This is a genomic window from Marinobacter sp. Arc7-DN-1, assembly GCF_003441595.1.
Lineage (GTDB): Bacteria > Pseudomonadota > Gammaproteobacteria > Pseudomonadales > Oleiphilaceae > Marinobacter > Marinobacter metalliresistant.
In genome coordinates this window covers 1412539-1427516 of the sequence record NZ_CP031848.1, presented here as the reverse complement: position 1 = coordinate 1427516, position 14978 = coordinate 1412539, and the positions used below count along the sequence as shown (strand labels likewise).

At 56.4% G+C, this 14978-nt stretch carries 19 protein-coding genes and 2 pseudogenes; 13 read left to right on the top strand and 8 right to left on the bottom strand.

From position 1 onward, the window contains the following. Positions 1 to 139 precede the first annotated feature (139 nt). The 3 genes and pseudogenes from D0851_RS21040 to D0851_RS21030 form a co-directional block, all read left to right on the top strand. Positions 140 to 313 (top strand): annotated as a pseudogene (locus tag D0851_RS21040) (DUF6444 domain-containing protein); the annotation flags it as partial. A 33-nt stretch (positions 314 to 346) separates the two neighbouring features. Then, a pseudogene (locus tag D0851_RS21035) lies at positions 347 to 601 on the top strand (IS66 family transposase); the annotation flags it as partial. Positions 602 to 615: 14 nt separating this feature from the next. Next, positions 616 to 873: a DUF2931 family protein gene (locus D0851_RS21030; protein WP_117617928.1), complete on the top strand. Its 258-nt coding sequence runs from the start codon at positions 616 to 618 to the stop codon at positions 871 to 873. Between the two features lie 102 nt (positions 874 to 975). Here D0851_RS21030 and D0851_RS06640 read toward each other — a convergent pair whose 3' ends face one another. Both D0851_RS06640 and D0851_RS06635 read right to left on the bottom strand, forming a co-directional pair. Next, positions 976 to 1248: a Txe/YoeB family addiction module toxin gene (locus D0851_RS06640; protein WP_117617927.1), complete on the bottom strand. Its 273-nt coding sequence runs from the start codon at positions 1246 to 1248 to the stop codon at positions 976 to 978. Then, a complete protein-coding gene (locus tag D0851_RS06635; RefSeq protein WP_117617926.1) occupies positions 1229 to 1501 on the bottom strand; it encodes a type II toxin-antitoxin system Phd/YefM family antitoxin in 273 nt (90 codons plus the stop codon). The genes D0851_RS06640 and D0851_RS06635 overlap by 20 nt, the downstream gene beginning before the upstream one ends. 196 nt (positions 1502 to 1697) lie before the next feature. On the opposite strand from D0851_RS06635, the gene D0851_RS06630 reads away from it, so the two are divergent. The 4 genes from D0851_RS06630 (at position 1698) to D0851_RS06615 (ending at position 3089) form a co-directional block, all read left to right on the top strand. After that, positions 1698 to 2099 (top strand): hypothetical protein, encoded by a 402-nt coding sequence (locus D0851_RS06630; RefSeq protein ID WP_205422276.1) that lies wholly within the window; start codon positions 1698 to 1700, stop codon positions 2097 to 2099. A 122-nt stretch (positions 2100 to 2221) separates the two neighbouring features. Next, a complete protein-coding gene (locus tag D0851_RS20790) occupies positions 2222 to 2344 on the top strand; it encodes a hypothetical protein (RefSeq protein WP_264756469.1) in 123 nt (40 codons plus the stop codon). Between the two features lie 128 nt (positions 2345 to 2472). Continuing rightward, positions 2473 to 2754 carry a type II toxin-antitoxin system RelE/ParE family toxin gene (locus D0851_RS06620; protein ID WP_117617925.1) on the top strand — a complete coding sequence of 94 codons (282 nt, stop codon included), beginning with the start codon at positions 2473 to 2475 and terminating at the stop codon, positions 2752 to 2754. Between the two features lie 14 nt (positions 2755 to 2768). Then, positions 2769 to 3089 carry a HigA family addiction module antitoxin gene (locus D0851_RS06615; RefSeq protein ID WP_227539468.1) on the top strand — a complete coding sequence of 107 codons (321 nt, stop codon included), beginning with the start codon at positions 2769 to 2771 and terminating at the stop codon, positions 3087 to 3089. Between the two features lie 37 nt (positions 3090 to 3126). Here the strand turns inward: D0851_RS06615 and D0851_RS06610 are convergent, their stop codons facing one another. Further along, on the bottom strand, positions 3127 to 5004 hold the full coding sequence (locus tag D0851_RS06610) for a methyl-accepting chemotaxis protein (protein ID WP_117617924.1): 1878 nt from the start codon (positions 5002 to 5004) through the stop codon (positions 3127 to 3129). Between the two features lie 97 nt (positions 5005 to 5101). Between D0851_RS06610 and D0851_RS06605 the strand changes: the two genes are divergently transcribed. Further along, complete coding sequence (locus tag D0851_RS06605; RefSeq protein ID WP_117617923.1) at positions 5102 to 5875, top strand: TSUP family transporter; 774 nt, start codon at positions 5102 to 5104, stop codon at positions 5873 to 5875. Here the strand turns inward: D0851_RS06605 and D0851_RS06600 are convergent. Continuing rightward, a complete protein-coding gene (locus tag D0851_RS06600) occupies positions 5872 to 6537 on the bottom strand; it encodes a hypothetical protein (RefSeq protein WP_117617922.1) in 666 nt (221 codons plus the stop codon). The two genes, D0851_RS06605 and D0851_RS06600, sit on opposite strands and share 4 nt — an antisense overlap. 232 nt (positions 6538 to 6769) lie before the next feature. On the opposite strand from D0851_RS06600, the gene D0851_RS06595 reads away from it, so the two are divergent. After that, positions 6770 to 7426, top strand: a complete 657-nt coding sequence (locus D0851_RS06595; RefSeq protein WP_117617921.1) for a protein-L-isoaspartate(D-aspartate) O-methyltransferase — start codon at positions 6770 to 6772, stop codon at positions 7424 to 7426. Positions 7427 to 7465: 39 nt separating this feature from the next. Here the strand turns inward: D0851_RS06595 and D0851_RS06590 are convergent, their stop codons facing one another. Then, positions 7466 to 8272 (bottom strand): DUF1338 domain-containing protein, encoded by an 807-nt coding sequence (locus D0851_RS06590; protein ID WP_117617920.1) that lies wholly within the window; start codon positions 8270 to 8272, stop codon positions 7466 to 7468. Next, entirely contained in the window at positions 8262 to 9383 is a 1122-nt protein-coding gene (locus tag D0851_RS06585; RefSeq protein WP_117617919.1) for an arginine N-succinyltransferase, read from the bottom strand. Before D0851_RS06585 ends, D0851_RS06590 begins: the two co-directional genes overlap by 11 nt. A gap of 117 nt (positions 9384 to 9500) precedes the next feature. On the opposite strand from D0851_RS06585, the gene D0851_RS06580 reads away from it, so the two are divergent. Beyond that, complete coding sequence (locus D0851_RS06580) at positions 9501 to 9929, top strand: Lrp/AsnC family transcriptional regulator (RefSeq protein WP_117617918.1); 429 nt, start codon at positions 9501 to 9503, stop codon at positions 9927 to 9929. A 376-nt stretch (positions 9930 to 10305) separates the two neighbouring features. Next, positions 10306 to 11988, top strand: a complete 1683-nt coding sequence (locus D0851_RS06575; protein ID WP_117617917.1) for an AMP-binding protein — start codon at positions 10306 to 10308, stop codon at positions 11986 to 11988. A gap of 113 nt (positions 11989 to 12101) precedes the next feature. Here the strand turns inward: D0851_RS06575 and D0851_RS06570 are convergent, their stop codons facing one another. After that, positions 12102 to 12296, bottom strand: coding sequence for a hypothetical protein (locus D0851_RS06570; RefSeq protein ID WP_117617916.1), 195 nt, complete (start codon positions 12294 to 12296; stop codon positions 12102 to 12104). Between the two features lie 134 nt (positions 12297 to 12430). Here D0851_RS06570 and D0851_RS06565 point away from each other — a divergent pair, with 134 nt between their 5' ends. After that, positions 12431 to 13330 carry a LysR family transcriptional regulator gene (locus D0851_RS06565; RefSeq protein WP_117617915.1) on the top strand — a complete coding sequence of 300 codons (900 nt, stop codon included), beginning with the start codon at positions 12431 to 12433 and terminating at the stop codon, positions 13328 to 13330. Positions 13331 to 13336: 6 nt separating this feature from the next. Here D0851_RS06565 and D0851_RS06560 read toward each other — a convergent pair whose 3' ends face one another. Continuing rightward, positions 13337 to 14044 (bottom strand): lysozyme-like domain containing protein, encoded by a 708-nt coding sequence (locus D0851_RS06560; RefSeq protein WP_117617914.1) that lies wholly within the window; start codon positions 14042 to 14044, stop codon positions 13337 to 13339. 99 nt (positions 14045 to 14143) lie between these two features. Here D0851_RS06560 and D0851_RS06555 point away from each other — a divergent pair, with 99 nt between their 5' ends. Beyond that, on the top strand, positions 14144 to 14974 hold the full coding sequence (locus D0851_RS06555; RefSeq protein WP_117617913.1) for a DUF2059 domain-containing protein: 831 nt from the start codon (positions 14144 to 14146) through the stop codon (positions 14972 to 14974). Positions 14975 to 14978: the final 4 nt, after the last annotated feature.

The following is a 14978-nucleotide window of genomic DNA, read 5'->3' as shown; positions in this document are numbered from 1 at the left end:
TGCCATACATCCCCGAGCGTGCCGGCAACGAAAAGATCGTTCAAAACGGCCCTCAGGAGGAAAAATCCAGCCTGAAAAAGTCGTGCGATAATAGCCCATCACTCGACGGTACTCAGGTTCATGAAGATCAGCAACATCGATGTTGACGCCGTCTTGGCGGGCGTCAATCGAGCTGCTGATGGTGCTGATCCAGATTCTGACCGGTCGGATCAACACCAACAGTGCCAACAGCAGCAAGCCCCCCTCCCAGGATCCCAACCGACTCAAGAAGAGCCGGCCCAAAAGCGAGCGCAAGCCGGGCGGACAGCCGGGCCGTATCGGCAAGACGCTGCAACCGGTGGAGGATCCGGCGGTACCCTTCACCAACAACCAGGGTGAGCGGGATATCCGTATGCTCAAGGTGCAGCAGAAAGTATCCGGCGGCTTCCGTTCAATCGAAGGCGCGGAGATCTTCTGCCGAGTGCGCAGCTATCTGTCCACGGCGCGCAAGCAGCAGCTGACGGCCTCCGATGCGCTGATGTCCCTGTTCGAGGGGCGTATGCCGGCCTTCATGACGGCGCGACCAGATAATGATCAGAACGTTTTAAATGAAACCGACTGAATAGTTACAAAAAGATGAAGGAAGTTGCACCTTTTGAAAGCTTTGGAGAGATAGTGGAATACCCTCGGGATGCCTTGGTTTTTGGTCTGGCACCGGGCGGAACCGTCGTAGTGTGGATTATGAACCGGAGCGAGAATGCGATTGAGGTAGGACGGTACGAGGCCAGGCCTTACAACAACGAGAAGTCGAGCTATTCTCAATGGGTAGATGAATACTTAGAGAAAGAAGGTGAGCACCTTCGGGATAATGGGATCAAGCTGAATGGGTGGTAGGTACTCGTCCCGATAGTTTGGAAGTTAGTCACCACATAACCCATTCACCGGATGCCAAAACCTCCGCTTCGCCGCGGATTTGTCACCGGTGATGGCGGGCGGTTAGAGCTGGTCGTAGTGCCCTCCAATGGCGAAAACATAAATGGATTTGTCGTCGAATCGGTATATGAGCCTGTCTTTCTGTGAGATGCGCCTTGACCACAAGCCTGATAAGTTGTGCTTAAGCGGTTCAGGTTTTCCGATGCCCGTTGACGGGTCGTCAGAGCGGAGCATTTCTTTCAGCAGTTTGCAGAGTGCTTCGTGCAGCTTTTTGTCTTTCTCTCGCATCTTTTCATAGGCTTCCCAGGTGCTGCCCTCAAATACCAGTGATCTCATTCATCTGCTCATCATTAGGTGTGTATCCTTGGCCGCGGCCGTGAGTATCGAGGGAGGCCGCGATTTGTTGCATCAGGTCTCGGTTTTGAAGAACATGCAGGGTTTCTTGTTCTCTTTCCCAGTCCTCAGCACTCATAATCACGAAAGCCTCTCCGGCGCGACGCGTCACCTTGAGGGGTTCGTGCCTACTAATAACCTGTTCTACAAGGCTTTTCAGGTTGTCTCTGAATTTGTTTACACTGATGATATCCATAACTCCACCATTCTGTACGGAAAGCCCGTACAACTATATCGTAATGGCCCTGACAAGGCCAGTCACGGCGACGTCTACTACATTCTACATTGCGGCTTCGCCTCCATTCCGTTGCCGCTCGGGACATGGCTCTACATAATGGCCTTGCCGATTTGGAATGAGAACTAATTGAGAATTAATAGTGGAGGAAGCTGCGATGAAAACAATCAGGCTACTCAGTATTACTGCGATTTTTCTCGGCGCCCTTCTTGTAGGGCCTGCCCTGGCCGAAGATTCGGAAAATAGAAAGGAGCTTAAGCGGATTGACCTTTCTGGTTCGCCCGGGATGGAGGTGATATCGTCAATTAGTGAATACAAACCCGGCGAGGTTGTCGGGCGCCATTTCCATCACGGAGTCGAATCAGGTTATTTCGTTCAGGGTGGAATGATCCAGCTACCCGGTAAAGATCCAATTAAGATTCCTACCGGCGCGCCCATCATAAACGAGCGTGGCGTACCTCATGCTGGATTCAAAGTGGTTGGCGACATGCCGTTAAAAATCTTCACAGTGCATATAGTCGACAAAGGAAAGCCGCTGTACGAATGGGTTGATAAATAGGTGCGTTACTTTAGTGATGACTGATCACTCACCATTTTGGCACGTAGATGCCGGTGAGGTGAGGAGGAGTCCAATCCATTGCTTACGTCGCAGTGCTGTTGGATGTCCACGAGTACGAGAGTATGCAAGAGCGTTTGGAGGTGCTCGAAGAGGCTTACAGTGCCAAAGACCAGATTGATATTCTAACTGTGCGGCGCAGGAGCCAACTGTTGCGGATGTCTGAGCTTGATGAAGGCGAAACATAACCAGCGGCGGCTGCACGGCGACCGATTTTCCGCCGCTTTGCCGCTCCAAACCGGCGCGTGAGCCGGGCGTTACGCAGGCGTATCTCACCTTGTTGACACGCGTCACGTGACGCAATACGCTTTAATGCATGATCAAATCCTTCGCTGACAAACGAACTCAAGAGCTGTACTCCAAAGGTAAGTCAAAAAGGTTTCCTGCGGATATCGCTCCGAGAGCTGCCAGAAAACTTGAATACGTCAATCTGGCTGAACAGCTGGAGGACTTGAAAGTGCCGCCCGGCAATCGCCTTCACCCACCTTGCGGAAAGAGGCATGGGCAGCACTCGATTGCAATAAATGATCAGTGGCGTATCTGTTTTCGTTTTGACGATGGCGATGCGTACGAGGTCGAAGTGAGTGACTACCACTGAGTGAGGTGATGACTATGGCTATTCCTATTTCTAACACTACCGGCATGCAGCGCAAGCCGACCCATCCTGGTGAAATGCTGAGAGAGGATTTTTTGCCGGACTATGATCTGACGGTTACAGGGCTGGCTGAGTCTCTGGGTGTCTCTCGTCAGTCAGTTAATGAACTGTTGCGTGAACGCCGTGCTGTCAGCCCTGAAATGGCACTTCGGCTGGCACGTTTGTTTGGCAACTCTCCAGAGTTTTGGCTGAATGCACAGCGCGCTGTTGATTTGTGGACGGCGGCTCAATCGGTCAAGGAGGAGGTTAGTCGGATTAAGCCGTTGCATGCTGCATAACCAGGCTGTGCAACCAGAGCTATCCTCCGTTGGCCTGTTACAGCCGGAACCCCTGCGATGCCTGGGTCAGTGACGTTACCTGCGTAGACAGTCGCGCAATGTGGGCATTGAGTTTCTGGCGAATGTCCGAGGTTTCCCGGGTGTGGCCATGAATCTGCTCGACCTTCTGTGCAATCTCTTCCGTTGTGGTTGAAATTCCCTCAACCGAAGAAACTACCTGATTCATATCCCCGGCCAGCTGGCGGATGGAGCCGGTGATCTGCTCGATCGAATGAGCCGCTTCTCTGGAGCTTTCTTCGCCGTTGCCAGCGGAATCCAGCCCTTCCTTCATGAGGGTGGTAATGGCCGAGGTTTCCCGGTTCAGTGAGTCCACGATCTCGGCAATGCCATTGGTGGCGGAAACCGTCTTTTCCGCCAGAGACCGGACTTCATCGGCGACCACGGAGAAGCCGCGCCCGGCTTCCCCGGCCCTCGCTGCTTCGATGGCCGCATTGAGGGCAAGCAGGTTTGTCTGTTCCGCCAGGCCGTTGATCACGCCGACGATTGAGTTGACCTTCTCACCGGTCTTGCTCAGTTGGCCGACCTGATCGTGGGTTTTCTGGATCCGCTCGGCCAGTTCGCTCATGATTTTTGCGCTGCGCCTGACAACCCCGGCGCCGGAATGGGCAGCGTCGTTGGCGTTCTGGACGGCTTCGTTGACCGACTGGGTGTACTGGGCGATGTCCACCGCAGTGTGGGAAATTTCCTGAACTGCGGTGGCGGTCTGCTCGGTTTCATCTTCAACCTGCTCACCATTGCGCCCCATCTGATCGACCAGCGCGTCCAGCTCAACCTGAAGACTGGAGAGTGTCTGGTTGCCTTCAACTACCTGGCCTATTACGCGGGACACATCGTCCAGCATCTTGTTGGCGGCCTGGCCCAGCCGGCTGAACTCATCATTCGGATTTTTGCCCGGTTCGAGCCGCTGGCTGAGATCGCCCCCGGCGACATGGGTGAGCAGGTGCACGGCGTCATTGAGTCGTTTTACCAGAGTTCTGGAGGCGGCTGTCAGTGTAAGCACCAGAATGACCAGCACGGCGGCTGCGGTCATAATGATCAGCCAGGTAGAGGAAGTCCGGGCTTCCTCGGCGCGCTCGCTGGTGGCGACGATAAGCCCGCGCCGGAGCAGATTGTTCTGCTCGGTGATCAGACTGCGAATGCTGGCACCGGCGTCTGCCAGCTGGTTTTCGATAGTGGACAGTGAGGCGATAAGCTCCCCGGCCCGGGTAAATGCGTCATCGAATGCCTGTACGGCCTTACCGATGTCTATTTCCTGCCACTCCATGTCCCGGACAGTAGCCTGCATTCGCTCAAGCGCCTCGCGGGTCGCCTGGGCGTAGGAGGCGTCGAAAGTGGAGAGATAATCCCGATAGGTGGACGAAATGGTATTGATGTCGTCGTTGAAGATCGAGATGCTGATCTTCCGCAGGCCATCGTCGATGGCCCGGGACATTTTCGCCCTTAGCCCGTCGGCGGCGGTCAGGCCCAGTTGCCGGTTCAGGGCCAGCCATTCGGTCCGAAGTCGGGTATACTCCGCAACCTGCTGGCGGATTTTTTGAGCAGCGATATTGATAGCGTCATCCGACAGGGCGCCGGCGGATTCGCTGAGCGCTGATGCCTGTTCGGACAGGGACTCAAGTTGCTCCTGGTAGCTATCAACCTGTTCCGGAGCAAGACTCTCGCTCAGCCTTTCGAGCGCGAGCCAGCTGTTCAGCAGGGTAAGGGAAGCGGATTCATAGGACCTGGCCTGTCCGCGTGCTTCATAGGCATCCGACACCTTGCCGAGCCCGCTCAGGGACGCCATGGTGGCAATCGCCAGCCCGATCAGTGTGGCAACAATCAACAGCATAAACTTCTGTTTCCAGGACAGGGCCATTAACTAACATCCTCCGCTTGCTATTGTTTTTCTTCGCAACTACCAGAGCTTAGATCAGTTTCGGAAAAAGGCCGGTCCATTTTTCAACAGGGATTCCATGTCAGACCTCGCAAACTATCAATATCTGCTGATTGCCCTTATTTTTGTCTGGAGCGGCTTTGTCCGGTCCGGGCTGGGATTTGGTGGTGCCGTCCTGTCTTTACCGTTTCTTCTGCTGGTTCTTGATGAGCCGTTGGTGTTTCTCCCAATTATCGCGGTTCATCTGCTGGTATTTTCATCCCTGACCATCTGGATGAATAATCGCACCAGAGCCGGGCAGCCCCGTGACACAGCTGCCGGAACCGTTGACTGGCAGTACCTGTGGCGGATCCTCGGGATCATGATCGTGCCCAAGCTGATTGGCGTGTTCGGCCTGATCACCATGCCTTCCGATATTCTCAGTGCCATCATCTTCGTGACCGTCGCGCTCTATTCGGTGTCCTATATCATCAACCGGCCGTTCCGCAGCGGTAGTAAAACCGTCGATACGGTGTTTCTGATGGTGGGGGGCTACATCAGTGGCACGTCCCTGATCGGGGCGCCGCTGATTATCGCGGTCGCCGCACAGCACCTGCCGAAGGAGAAGCTCCGTGACACGCTGTTTGCACTCTGGTTCATTCTGGTACTGATCAAAATGACAGCATTCGTCTGGGCCGGCGTGGATCTCCAGCTTATCCACCATCTCTGGCTGTTGCCCTGCGCAGCCGTGGGCCACGTGATCGGTCTCTATGCCCACGACCGCATTCTCCGGGCCGAGACGCCGGTTTTCTTCCGTATGCTCGGAGCTGTGCTGCTCCTGGTGAGCAGCGTCGGGATTGTCAGCGTCCTTTAGCCTGCGCGCCCGAATACCCGTTCAAAGAATCCGGCCTCACGAACGTCTGGTATCGGCAGGTTGTCCACTTCTTCCAGGGCCCGGCGCCAGAACTTCTCGGGGTCATCCAGTTGCGCCACTTTCGCACGCTCATCGGGGCTGTAGTGGTTGTGTTCACCGGCTATACCCTCGGCCATGAGCTCCTGGGTCCAGAGGTAGATCGCTCCCCGGATAGTCCTCAGCAGGCGGCAGTAGACGTCCCGGCTGAGATTGATGGCCAGTTCGGCAGTAAGATTGATCTGTTTCTGGAGGACTGCCATGTCTTCTTTGGCCAGCAGTACGCGATTGCCACTGCCCTTCTTGCAATTGACACACACTTTCTCAAGGGCTTTCACGCCCTCAAGCAGGTCCGTGTAACCGAACTCTTTCTTTTGCTGATCCTCCATCGGTGCGGGAATCCAGCCATACTGGGGAGACTTGGCAACGATATGTCCATGCAATTGCCGCCGATAGGGCGGGGCGGCCTCCAGGTCCTGATAGCCATCAAATTCGGTACGCAGCCACGCCGCCATTTTCCGGTGTCGAAGCATCATGGCCAGGGTAATGGCAGAGGGCATGATTTCTTCAAGCAGCTCGGCGGAATCCCGCGTCCGCTCGTCGAGGTGGTTAACGGATGTTGACATTTTTCCTCCTCAACAACGGGGTCCCTGGTTCTCAGCCCGTTGTTCGTTTTATTGTTTTTGCGTTCGGCGGTTGTTTCTGTGACTGTCGGTGAGTAAAAAGTAGTCAGATAATGCGGTGACCGCCGTTGTAAAAAAGTTACTGCTTTGTAACCGCCGGTAAGTGGTTGCCGAAGCTTCGGTGATTCAGCGGACGTCGGCGGTCGCAGGCGTTAACCAGAGGGGTAGGCAGACAATGACACAGGGCAGTGAATTCCAGTCCCGGAGAGCGTCTATGGTGGAGTATCAGCTCGTCGCCCGGGGAGTCGGGTCGCCACTGGTTCTTGAGGCCATGGGCCGGGTGGCACGGGAGAAATTCGTACCAAAGAGCATGCAGGACTGTGCCTACGATGACGGGCCGCTGCCCATTGGCGCCGGGCAAACGATTTCGCAGCCGTACATCGTGGCGTTAATGACGGAAGCTCTGGAGCTTCAGGGGGGCGAAAAAGTGTTGGATATCGGAACCGGGTCGGGTTACGCCGCTGCCGTTCTTGCCTGTATCGCCAGTGAGGTTTTCAGCGTGGAAAGAGTGCCGGAGTTGGCGGAACGGGCAACCAGAACCCTGGCGTCGGAAGGGTTTGATAACGTGGTGGTCCGCTGCGGTGATGGCACCCTGGGCTGGCCAGAACACCAGCCCTTCGATGGCATCATCGTGGCCGCCGGTGCGCCTGCGGTGCCCGAGGCGTTAAAGCATCAACTGGCTGTTGGCGGCTGCCTGGTGATTCCGGTTGGCTCCGAGCATTCCGTGCAGTCGTTACTGCGGATAACCCGGGTTTCGGAGAGCGAATTCAGAACCGAGGACTTCGGAGCTGTCCGTTTTGTCCCCCTGCTCGGTGAGCAGGGGTGGTCTTGACGAGATGGTTTTGGATGGAGTGAGCGGGCGAGAAGTTCCTCAGCCCGCGGCGTTGGTGCTCTCGAAAATCTTGTCTGCCGAGGCCGCCACGAATCCCGAATAGAGCTCGCCGTCCGGTTTCGGATACCGCAGTGCAAACTCGTAAAAGCAGCTCGGGATTGTCACGGCCTGATCGGAAAAGGTAAGAGGTACCCTGTCTGCCATGGTTGAGGACTGTTCCAGCAGATCTTCCGGCGATCCCTTCACCTCCCCGCCGGACGCATTCACCGTGTAACCATGATCTTTTAGCAACTGGTTAATGTCCGGCACCGTCCGGAACTGTTCCAGATGGTTGATGCTGACCGTGAAATGGTTGGCACGATAGCCCCAGGCAGCCATCCAGGCGGCATACTCGCTTTCCTGGAGGAGGTCCCGATACGTGTCGTAATCAATCGTCCAGTGGCGACCGGAATACAGGAAATTATCGGCCTTAACAGCGTCCGGTTGCACCTGAGCCACCAGGTTTTTCACCACGGCCTGTAATGCCGGTGAGCACTGATCAACGAGCAGCTCCGATATGAACACCTTGGGGAGTTCCCTGGAGGGGTGCTCATAATGCCGGGCGTACAGTTTCTTGGCCTCAAAACGGTATTCGCCGCCTTGCTGGTAACCAAGGCTCAGAAAGTGTTCAGCCAGGGCCCCGAGCCGCACCGGATCGAGGTTGAAGGTGCGCAGTGCAATGTGGTCATTGACGATGGCCTGTCCTTCTTCGGCACCCAGGATCTTGTGGATGCGCTCGGCGGAAGGGGTCACCTGACGATAGGACTCCCAGAGCCGGGCGAACAGTGTGTCCGGATCAGTATGCATAGTGAATCTCCTCGGTGGCGTGTGTATGGCGGGTCTGCTGACCAGGCTGTGACTGTTGGCGGGTTGCGGCCAGAGGAAGACAGCAGGCCGGGCTGCCATCGCCCAGAGCCAGATGCTCTGCCAGTCGGGCTGCCACCACAACACGGCCGGCTCCGGGTTCCGGATACGCCTGGTCGGTCACGGTTGCCCTGAAATCGGAACAGCTGGCGTTGGCAACGATGGCGGATGGATAGCCCGCACTCTCATCATTCTCTGGGAACTTTGTCCCCGCGTGAAGCTGAACCTTGCCCATGTGCGTGTTGCGCACACTGGCGATCTCCGCCTTCGGGCACTCCAGTGTCGGGCCGCCGTCAAGGAGATCGACAAAACCCTGATGCCGGAAGCCCTCCCGTTCCAGCATGTGCCGGGCCGGGCGGGTGTCTTCGTGAACCTGGCCGATAACCGCCCGGGCTGCATGGCTCATCTGTTGAGTATAGAACGGCATGGCGGGTATGAATTCCTCAATAAAGCCGGTGTGCCCGGTGCAGGCCAGTTGTGTGGCTGAAGCAAAGTCCAGGTCGGCAACATGGTGTTTCAGCCAGTCCCAGAATGGAGACCGCCCGGCCTGGTCTGAAACACCCCGCATTTCCGCGATGACGGTGTCCGAGAACCGCTCAGGGTGAAGTGCCATGAACAGGAAACGCACCCGGGAAAGAAGTTTGCCGGCATTGGCCCGACGAAACCCTGGTCGCAGGTAGAGTGAACAGATTTCGGTGCAGCCGGTGTAGTGCTGGCAACGGGTCAGGCTTTCCTCAGTGTGCCGCATCCGGCGGACGTTGGCGTGCTGGATAACCGCATTGCGACGAAAGTGGACGAGTGGCCGGTTCAGGCCAGCTGCGGCTTCAATACCGGTCGTGCCGAGGATCTCTCCGGTCGCGTTGTCCTCCAGGACAAACAGGTAGTGCTCATCACCCGGTGCGGTGACGGGCCTGGCGAAGCTCGATACGGAATGGTCAATCTTTCGCGCAAGGGCATCCCGGTCTGGCAACAGCGAGGTAAAGCCTGGGCCGGATTCAACGGCAATGCGATAGAGCGCATCGAGATCCCAGGGGGTTATAGGTCGGATAATCATGGCCAGCGTCCTGAGCATTGTTTTGGCACAGTATGAGAGCAGGCAATGACAAATTGCAGTTTCAGAAAGGTCGAAATGGTCTACAATTAAGTCAAAATGAAAAATGGAATTGACAAAATGATCAACCTGCAGGACCGGAAGCTGCTGATGCTGTTACGCCAGAATGCCCGGGCCAGTATCACGGAGCTCGCCAAAGCCATGCATGTGTCCCGTTCAACCGTGCAGAATCGCATTTCCCGCCTTGAGGCCAGCGGCGTCATTCGGGGCTATTCGGTTCAGCTGGGCGGGGAATTCTCGGCCAGTCAGGTTGAGGCTCATGTGTCGATCAAGGTGTTCCAGAAACTGACTGGCCGGACAAACACGGCGCTGGAGGGTATCAGCCAGGTGTCACAACTGTTTTCGGTAAGCGGTGAGTACGATCTGATTGCCATCGTCCAGGCCCAGTCCCTGGAGGAACTGAGTGCCGTATTGGACGATATTGGTAACCTGGAAGGGGTGGAGCGGACCAACTCGGCGGTGGTCCTTGAAACCAGGTTTCGACGTTAGTGTCCTGTCTGGTGTCGGATCAGGCCAGTCCAGGACTGGAGCTTGAGGGTCAGGTCCCCAGCAAGCCTGCGTAAGCGCAATAGAGGAACGCTGCCGAACCCGTGAGGATAACGCCCCAGGCGGGAAAAATCAGAAAAGAGCGATTCGATGTTCTCATGGTCACCTCCTAAAGTGATGGAACGCATACGCCACAGTCCTCACTGTAGATCAAACTTGACCAATGTCACGAAAGCTTTTGAGAGACCGTTCTCACGGAAGTATTAATTGGCCAATCGCCCGGGCATTAAATGCTATTGAGTGCGGGTGAAATGGCGCTAGTATGAACAGCAATTCAGAATCTGAAACAGGCAGTACAATAACAACAAAGGAGCCGTTTATGGCGGTAGATCCCCGGAAGCAGACCTCACTCCATTGCCTGTATTATTGGGCAGAGGAAACCCCCGATCATGTCTACCTGACCCAGCCATACCCGGATGGCCGTGTTGAGGGCATCACCTGGAAGCAGGCCGCTGACCAGGTGTCCCGGATGGCAGCTTACCTGAACAGACTGGGCCTGTCCGAACCGAGCAATATCGGTATCCTGGGCAAGAACAGCGCGCACTGGATCCTGGCCGATCTGGCAATCTGGGCCGCCGGCCACGTGTCGGTGCCGCTGTATCCCACCCTCAATGGTGATACTGCGGCCTATGTGCTTGAGCACTGCGAGGCAAAACTGTTGTTCCTCGGTAAGCTCGATGGTATGGCAGACGGCTGGAACGACATCAAAAACCACATTCCGGACGATTTGCCGCTTATTTCCCTGCCCATGTCACCAAGGGACGACACGCCAAAGTGGCTGGAGATCATCGCCGGCCAGGAGCCTGCGGAACCGAAGCTGCCAGACCCGGATAACCTGGCGACCATTGTTTACACATCCGGCAGTACCGGCCGGCCCAAAGGGGTGATGCACAGTTTCCGTACCATGATTTCGGTGGCAGACGGGTTGCAGCAACTGTTCCCGGTCTCTTCCGGTGAACGGATGCTTTCCTATTTGCCGCTGGCCCATGTGGCAGAACGTGCGGCGGTGGAAACCCAGTCCCTGTATTACGGCTTTCATCTGTACTTCGCCAATTCCCTGGATACCTTCCAGGAAGATCTTCAGCGGGCGCGGCCGACGCTGTTCTTCTCCGTTCCCCGCCTGTGGATGAAGTTCTATCTGGGTGTAAACGCCAAATTGCCGCCCAAAAAACAGAAGCTGCTATTCAGCCTTCCCATCGTCAGTGGCCTGGTTAAAAAGAAAGTACTCAGGCAACTGGGGCTGGATCATTGTCGGGCGGCCCTCACGGGTGCCGCGCCCCTGTCAGCCGACATCGTCAACTGGTACCGGAATCTCGGGCTGGAGTTGCTGGAGGTCTACGGGATGTCCGAGAATTTCGGCTACTCCCACGCCAACCGGCCGGGTCAGGCGAGGGCTGGCTCTGTCGGTATGGCCAATCCGGGTGTGGAACATCGCATTGGCGAGGGGGGCGAGGTTCAGGTAAAGAGCCCTGGCCAGATGCTGGGTTATTACAAGAATGATGAAAAAACCAGAGAAGATCTCACCGGGGATGGTTTCCTGAAAACCGGAGACCTGGGAGAAATTGACCGGGATGGCAGCCTCCGGATAACCGGCCGGGTGAAAGACCTTTTCAAGACCTCGAAGGGCAAGTACGTTGTTCCGGTTCCCATTGAAAACCGTTTTAACCACCCCAAAGCTGAAGTGGTCTGTGTTGCCGGTGCCAACCAGCCGCAGCCGTGCCTGATGATCCTGCTTTCGGAGGAGGCGCGGGGTGAACTGGAAACCGGTGCCGATCGCAGTGAACTGGAGCAGGAACTGGCGGCTGAGCTGGATGCGGTGAACGCGGAGTGTGAATCCCACGAGAAGGTGGCGTTCGTAGTGGTGGTCAGGGAGCCCTGGACCATGGAGAACGGCATGTTGACGCCGACCATGAAGATCAAGCGGAATGTGATCGAAGACTTCTACAACCAAAAAATGGACGGCTGGTTCAGCCAGAAGAAAAAGGTAGTCTGGGAGTTCTGATCCCCTGACGTAAAACACCGGTGGCCCCTCGGGTGCCGCCGGCGTTTTCAAATCCCTGTGTTTTGTTTCCAGCCTGCGCGGTCCTCGCGTTCATGCCGGATTTCAGCGTTGGCTCAGTGGCCACCTTGCATCCGGGTCATGTCCGGAGCAACCTGTGCCGCTTTCCGGTTGAAGCCCCGCATCTTGCGACTGAAAAACTGAACCGCCTGCTTTGCCGCAGCACGGGTATACTGGCGCCTGACCTCAGCACTGTTGTGGAGGATACTGGACGGCAGCGGGTGAACGGTTGCGATATGGTTCTGAGTCATAGCGCCTTCCTCCTTTAATCTAATCGGGTGGACTAGTTAGTTATCTACCTTTAATTTACACGGTATTCTAAGGGTTCTTATTTGCAGCTTAAATACGTTAAAATCCGTACTCACGTTGCAAATATGCAGTAACTATGGACTGGGATTATCTTCGATATATCAGGGCTCTGGCAATAGGCGGAACGCTTGCCAAGGCCGGTGAATTACTGGGTGTGCACCAAACCACTGTTTTACGGCGACTTGACCAGATGGAGGAGTCGCTGGGTGTGCAGTTTTTTGAGCGAAGCAGAGACGGACTGCAGCTTACACCAGTGGGTGAAACGGCTTTTCGGGAAGCCGAGCGGCTGGCAGTGGAGATGGAAAATCTCGAACGCAAACTGGTGGGGCAGGACTCCGCGCCGGTCGGCAAGGTGCGCCTGGCAGCCGAAGACGCCATGATGAATGAGTTGCTCAGCCCGATACTGGCGGAGCTGGTGCGGGAGTTTCCGGATATTGAGCTGGAAATTCTGACGGACAACGACGTGGCCAACCTCAGCCATCGGGAAGCGGACCTGACGCTCCGGCCGGAAAACAAGCCGCAGGCAACCCTCGAAGGAGAGCGGATTGCAGCCATCGAATCGGCGGTTTACGGCTCCGCGCGGTATTGTCGGCGAAACCGCAACATGGACATTGAGAATCATCCGGAGGCCTGCCTGTGGGTTATTCCCGATGAAACCTTCAGCCATCTGGCCACGGGTCGTTGGTATCGCAAGCATCTGAAGAACGTGGCATCTGTCATTCGCTGCAACAGCCTGCAGTCCATGCATGCCCTTGCCAGGGCGGGCGCCGGTCTGGCGGTATTGCCGTGCTATCTGGGTGAAGGTACCCGTGAGCTTCGTCGCCTGTCAGACCCGTTGGAAGGCGAGAGTGTGGATCTGTGGTTGCATGTGAACCAGGATACTCAGCAGATGGCTCGTGTCCGGATTGTCATGGAGTATCTGGTGGAGCGGCTGCAGGCGCTTGAACCCCAGTTGGAGATCAGAACAGCGCCTTAACGGGATTCAGCCACAGAAAGGCCAGAACTGGTACCAGCGCCAGCACTGGAACTCCTGTTCACAGGTTTTGAGCTGATGGTCATATCGAAAGGCCCGGGTCTGCACCCGGGAGGCGAGGGCCGTCACGGCCGGTTTCTGCACGAAAGTCTTACGGGCATAACCACCCCGGCCTTCGTGGTAAGCGAGATACAGTTGCCGCGGGGCTGAAAACGGAATATCCAGCTGCCGGTGGGTCAGATGGTTGTACCAGCCGACAAAATCCAGCGCGTACTCCATATCGGTGCGAACGGTAAACCAGCCCTCACCATTGGCCTGCAGGTATTCCTGCCAGGCCGGGTCCAGGGCCTGGGCATAGCCGTAGGCGGTTGTCGGTCTGGTCCAGGGAATAAAGCCCCAGAGCAGCGAGCGCGGCGGGCGGGCATGGCTGCGGAAGGACGATTCGTAGTAGACAAAGGCCATTTGCGTGGCGATCGGTGTGCCCCACCGTTGCTCGGATTCGCGGGCGTAGTCATACCAGACCGGATGTTCCCGGAAGATTTCGCACAGGTTCTCCGGGTTAGCCGGAGGATCCGGTGCCAGCAGGCTGAACCGCAAAGTGGCCCAGGTGGCCATCAGCAAACCCAGCACCGGCAGTCCGTACCATCTGGTCCGGCTTCTCCAGGTCTCGATGGCCGTCCGGCGGCGTCTGCTGTTCCGGCGAGGTTTCTTCCGCATTCCTACCAAACCGTCATCTCCGGGACCGAGGGATTGCTTGCTGCATGCATCACACTCATGGCATAAGGGAATCAACAATACGTCCGGGATGATAGGTAAATGAAGCGATTTGCCCTAGTTAAACCTCTTTTAGTCACAGCCCTGCTCTTTGCCGGAGCGGTCCAGGCGGCACCGGATGCCCGCCAGGTTCTGGCGGCATCACCTGTTGACGATATTGTCGCCAGATATCCTGCCATGATGAGCCAGGGCATTCGGGAAGGTCTGAAACGGAGCGGCCGGTTGCCGCCAGTGGTGGCGGATACGATCGGTAATGTGGTGAGCAACAGTTTCAGGGCCGCTGATATTGAGCAGCAGATTATTACCGATTTGCAAAAACAACTGACGGACGCACAGCTTGAAGCGGTGCAGGACTGGTATGAAACACCGGTTGCAAGGAAGATTTCCGCCGCCGAGATTGCCGCTTCCGCGCCCACTGCCTGGCAGCAGATCCAGGCCCGCGCTCCGGAACTGAACAGCAAATACAAGGGCACCCGCAAAGCGGACATGTTTGATCGCTTTGATCGCGCTTCCCGCGCTACTGAAAGCGCGGTGGATACAACCATCGCAGTACAACTCGGGCTGGCAACGGCCATGGCTGCGTTCAGCAGTGATTCGGTCAATTACGATCAGCTCCGGCAACGCATTGAAAGCCAGCGCAGTATGCTGACAGGTGTCGTCGGCCAGCAGGTGTACGACAGCTATCTCTATACCTACGAGAATATCGGAGCCCAGGAAATGAACCTGTATCTGGGGTTCCTGGAAAGTCCCGCCGGTGCTGCGTTCTCAAAGGTTGTTACCAACAGCATCCAGCAGGCGATTACCGACCCGATCGAATCCGTTGGCAGACAACTGGCGCAGTTTCTTTCACCGGCGCCCGCAAACAGCCAGTAAATGC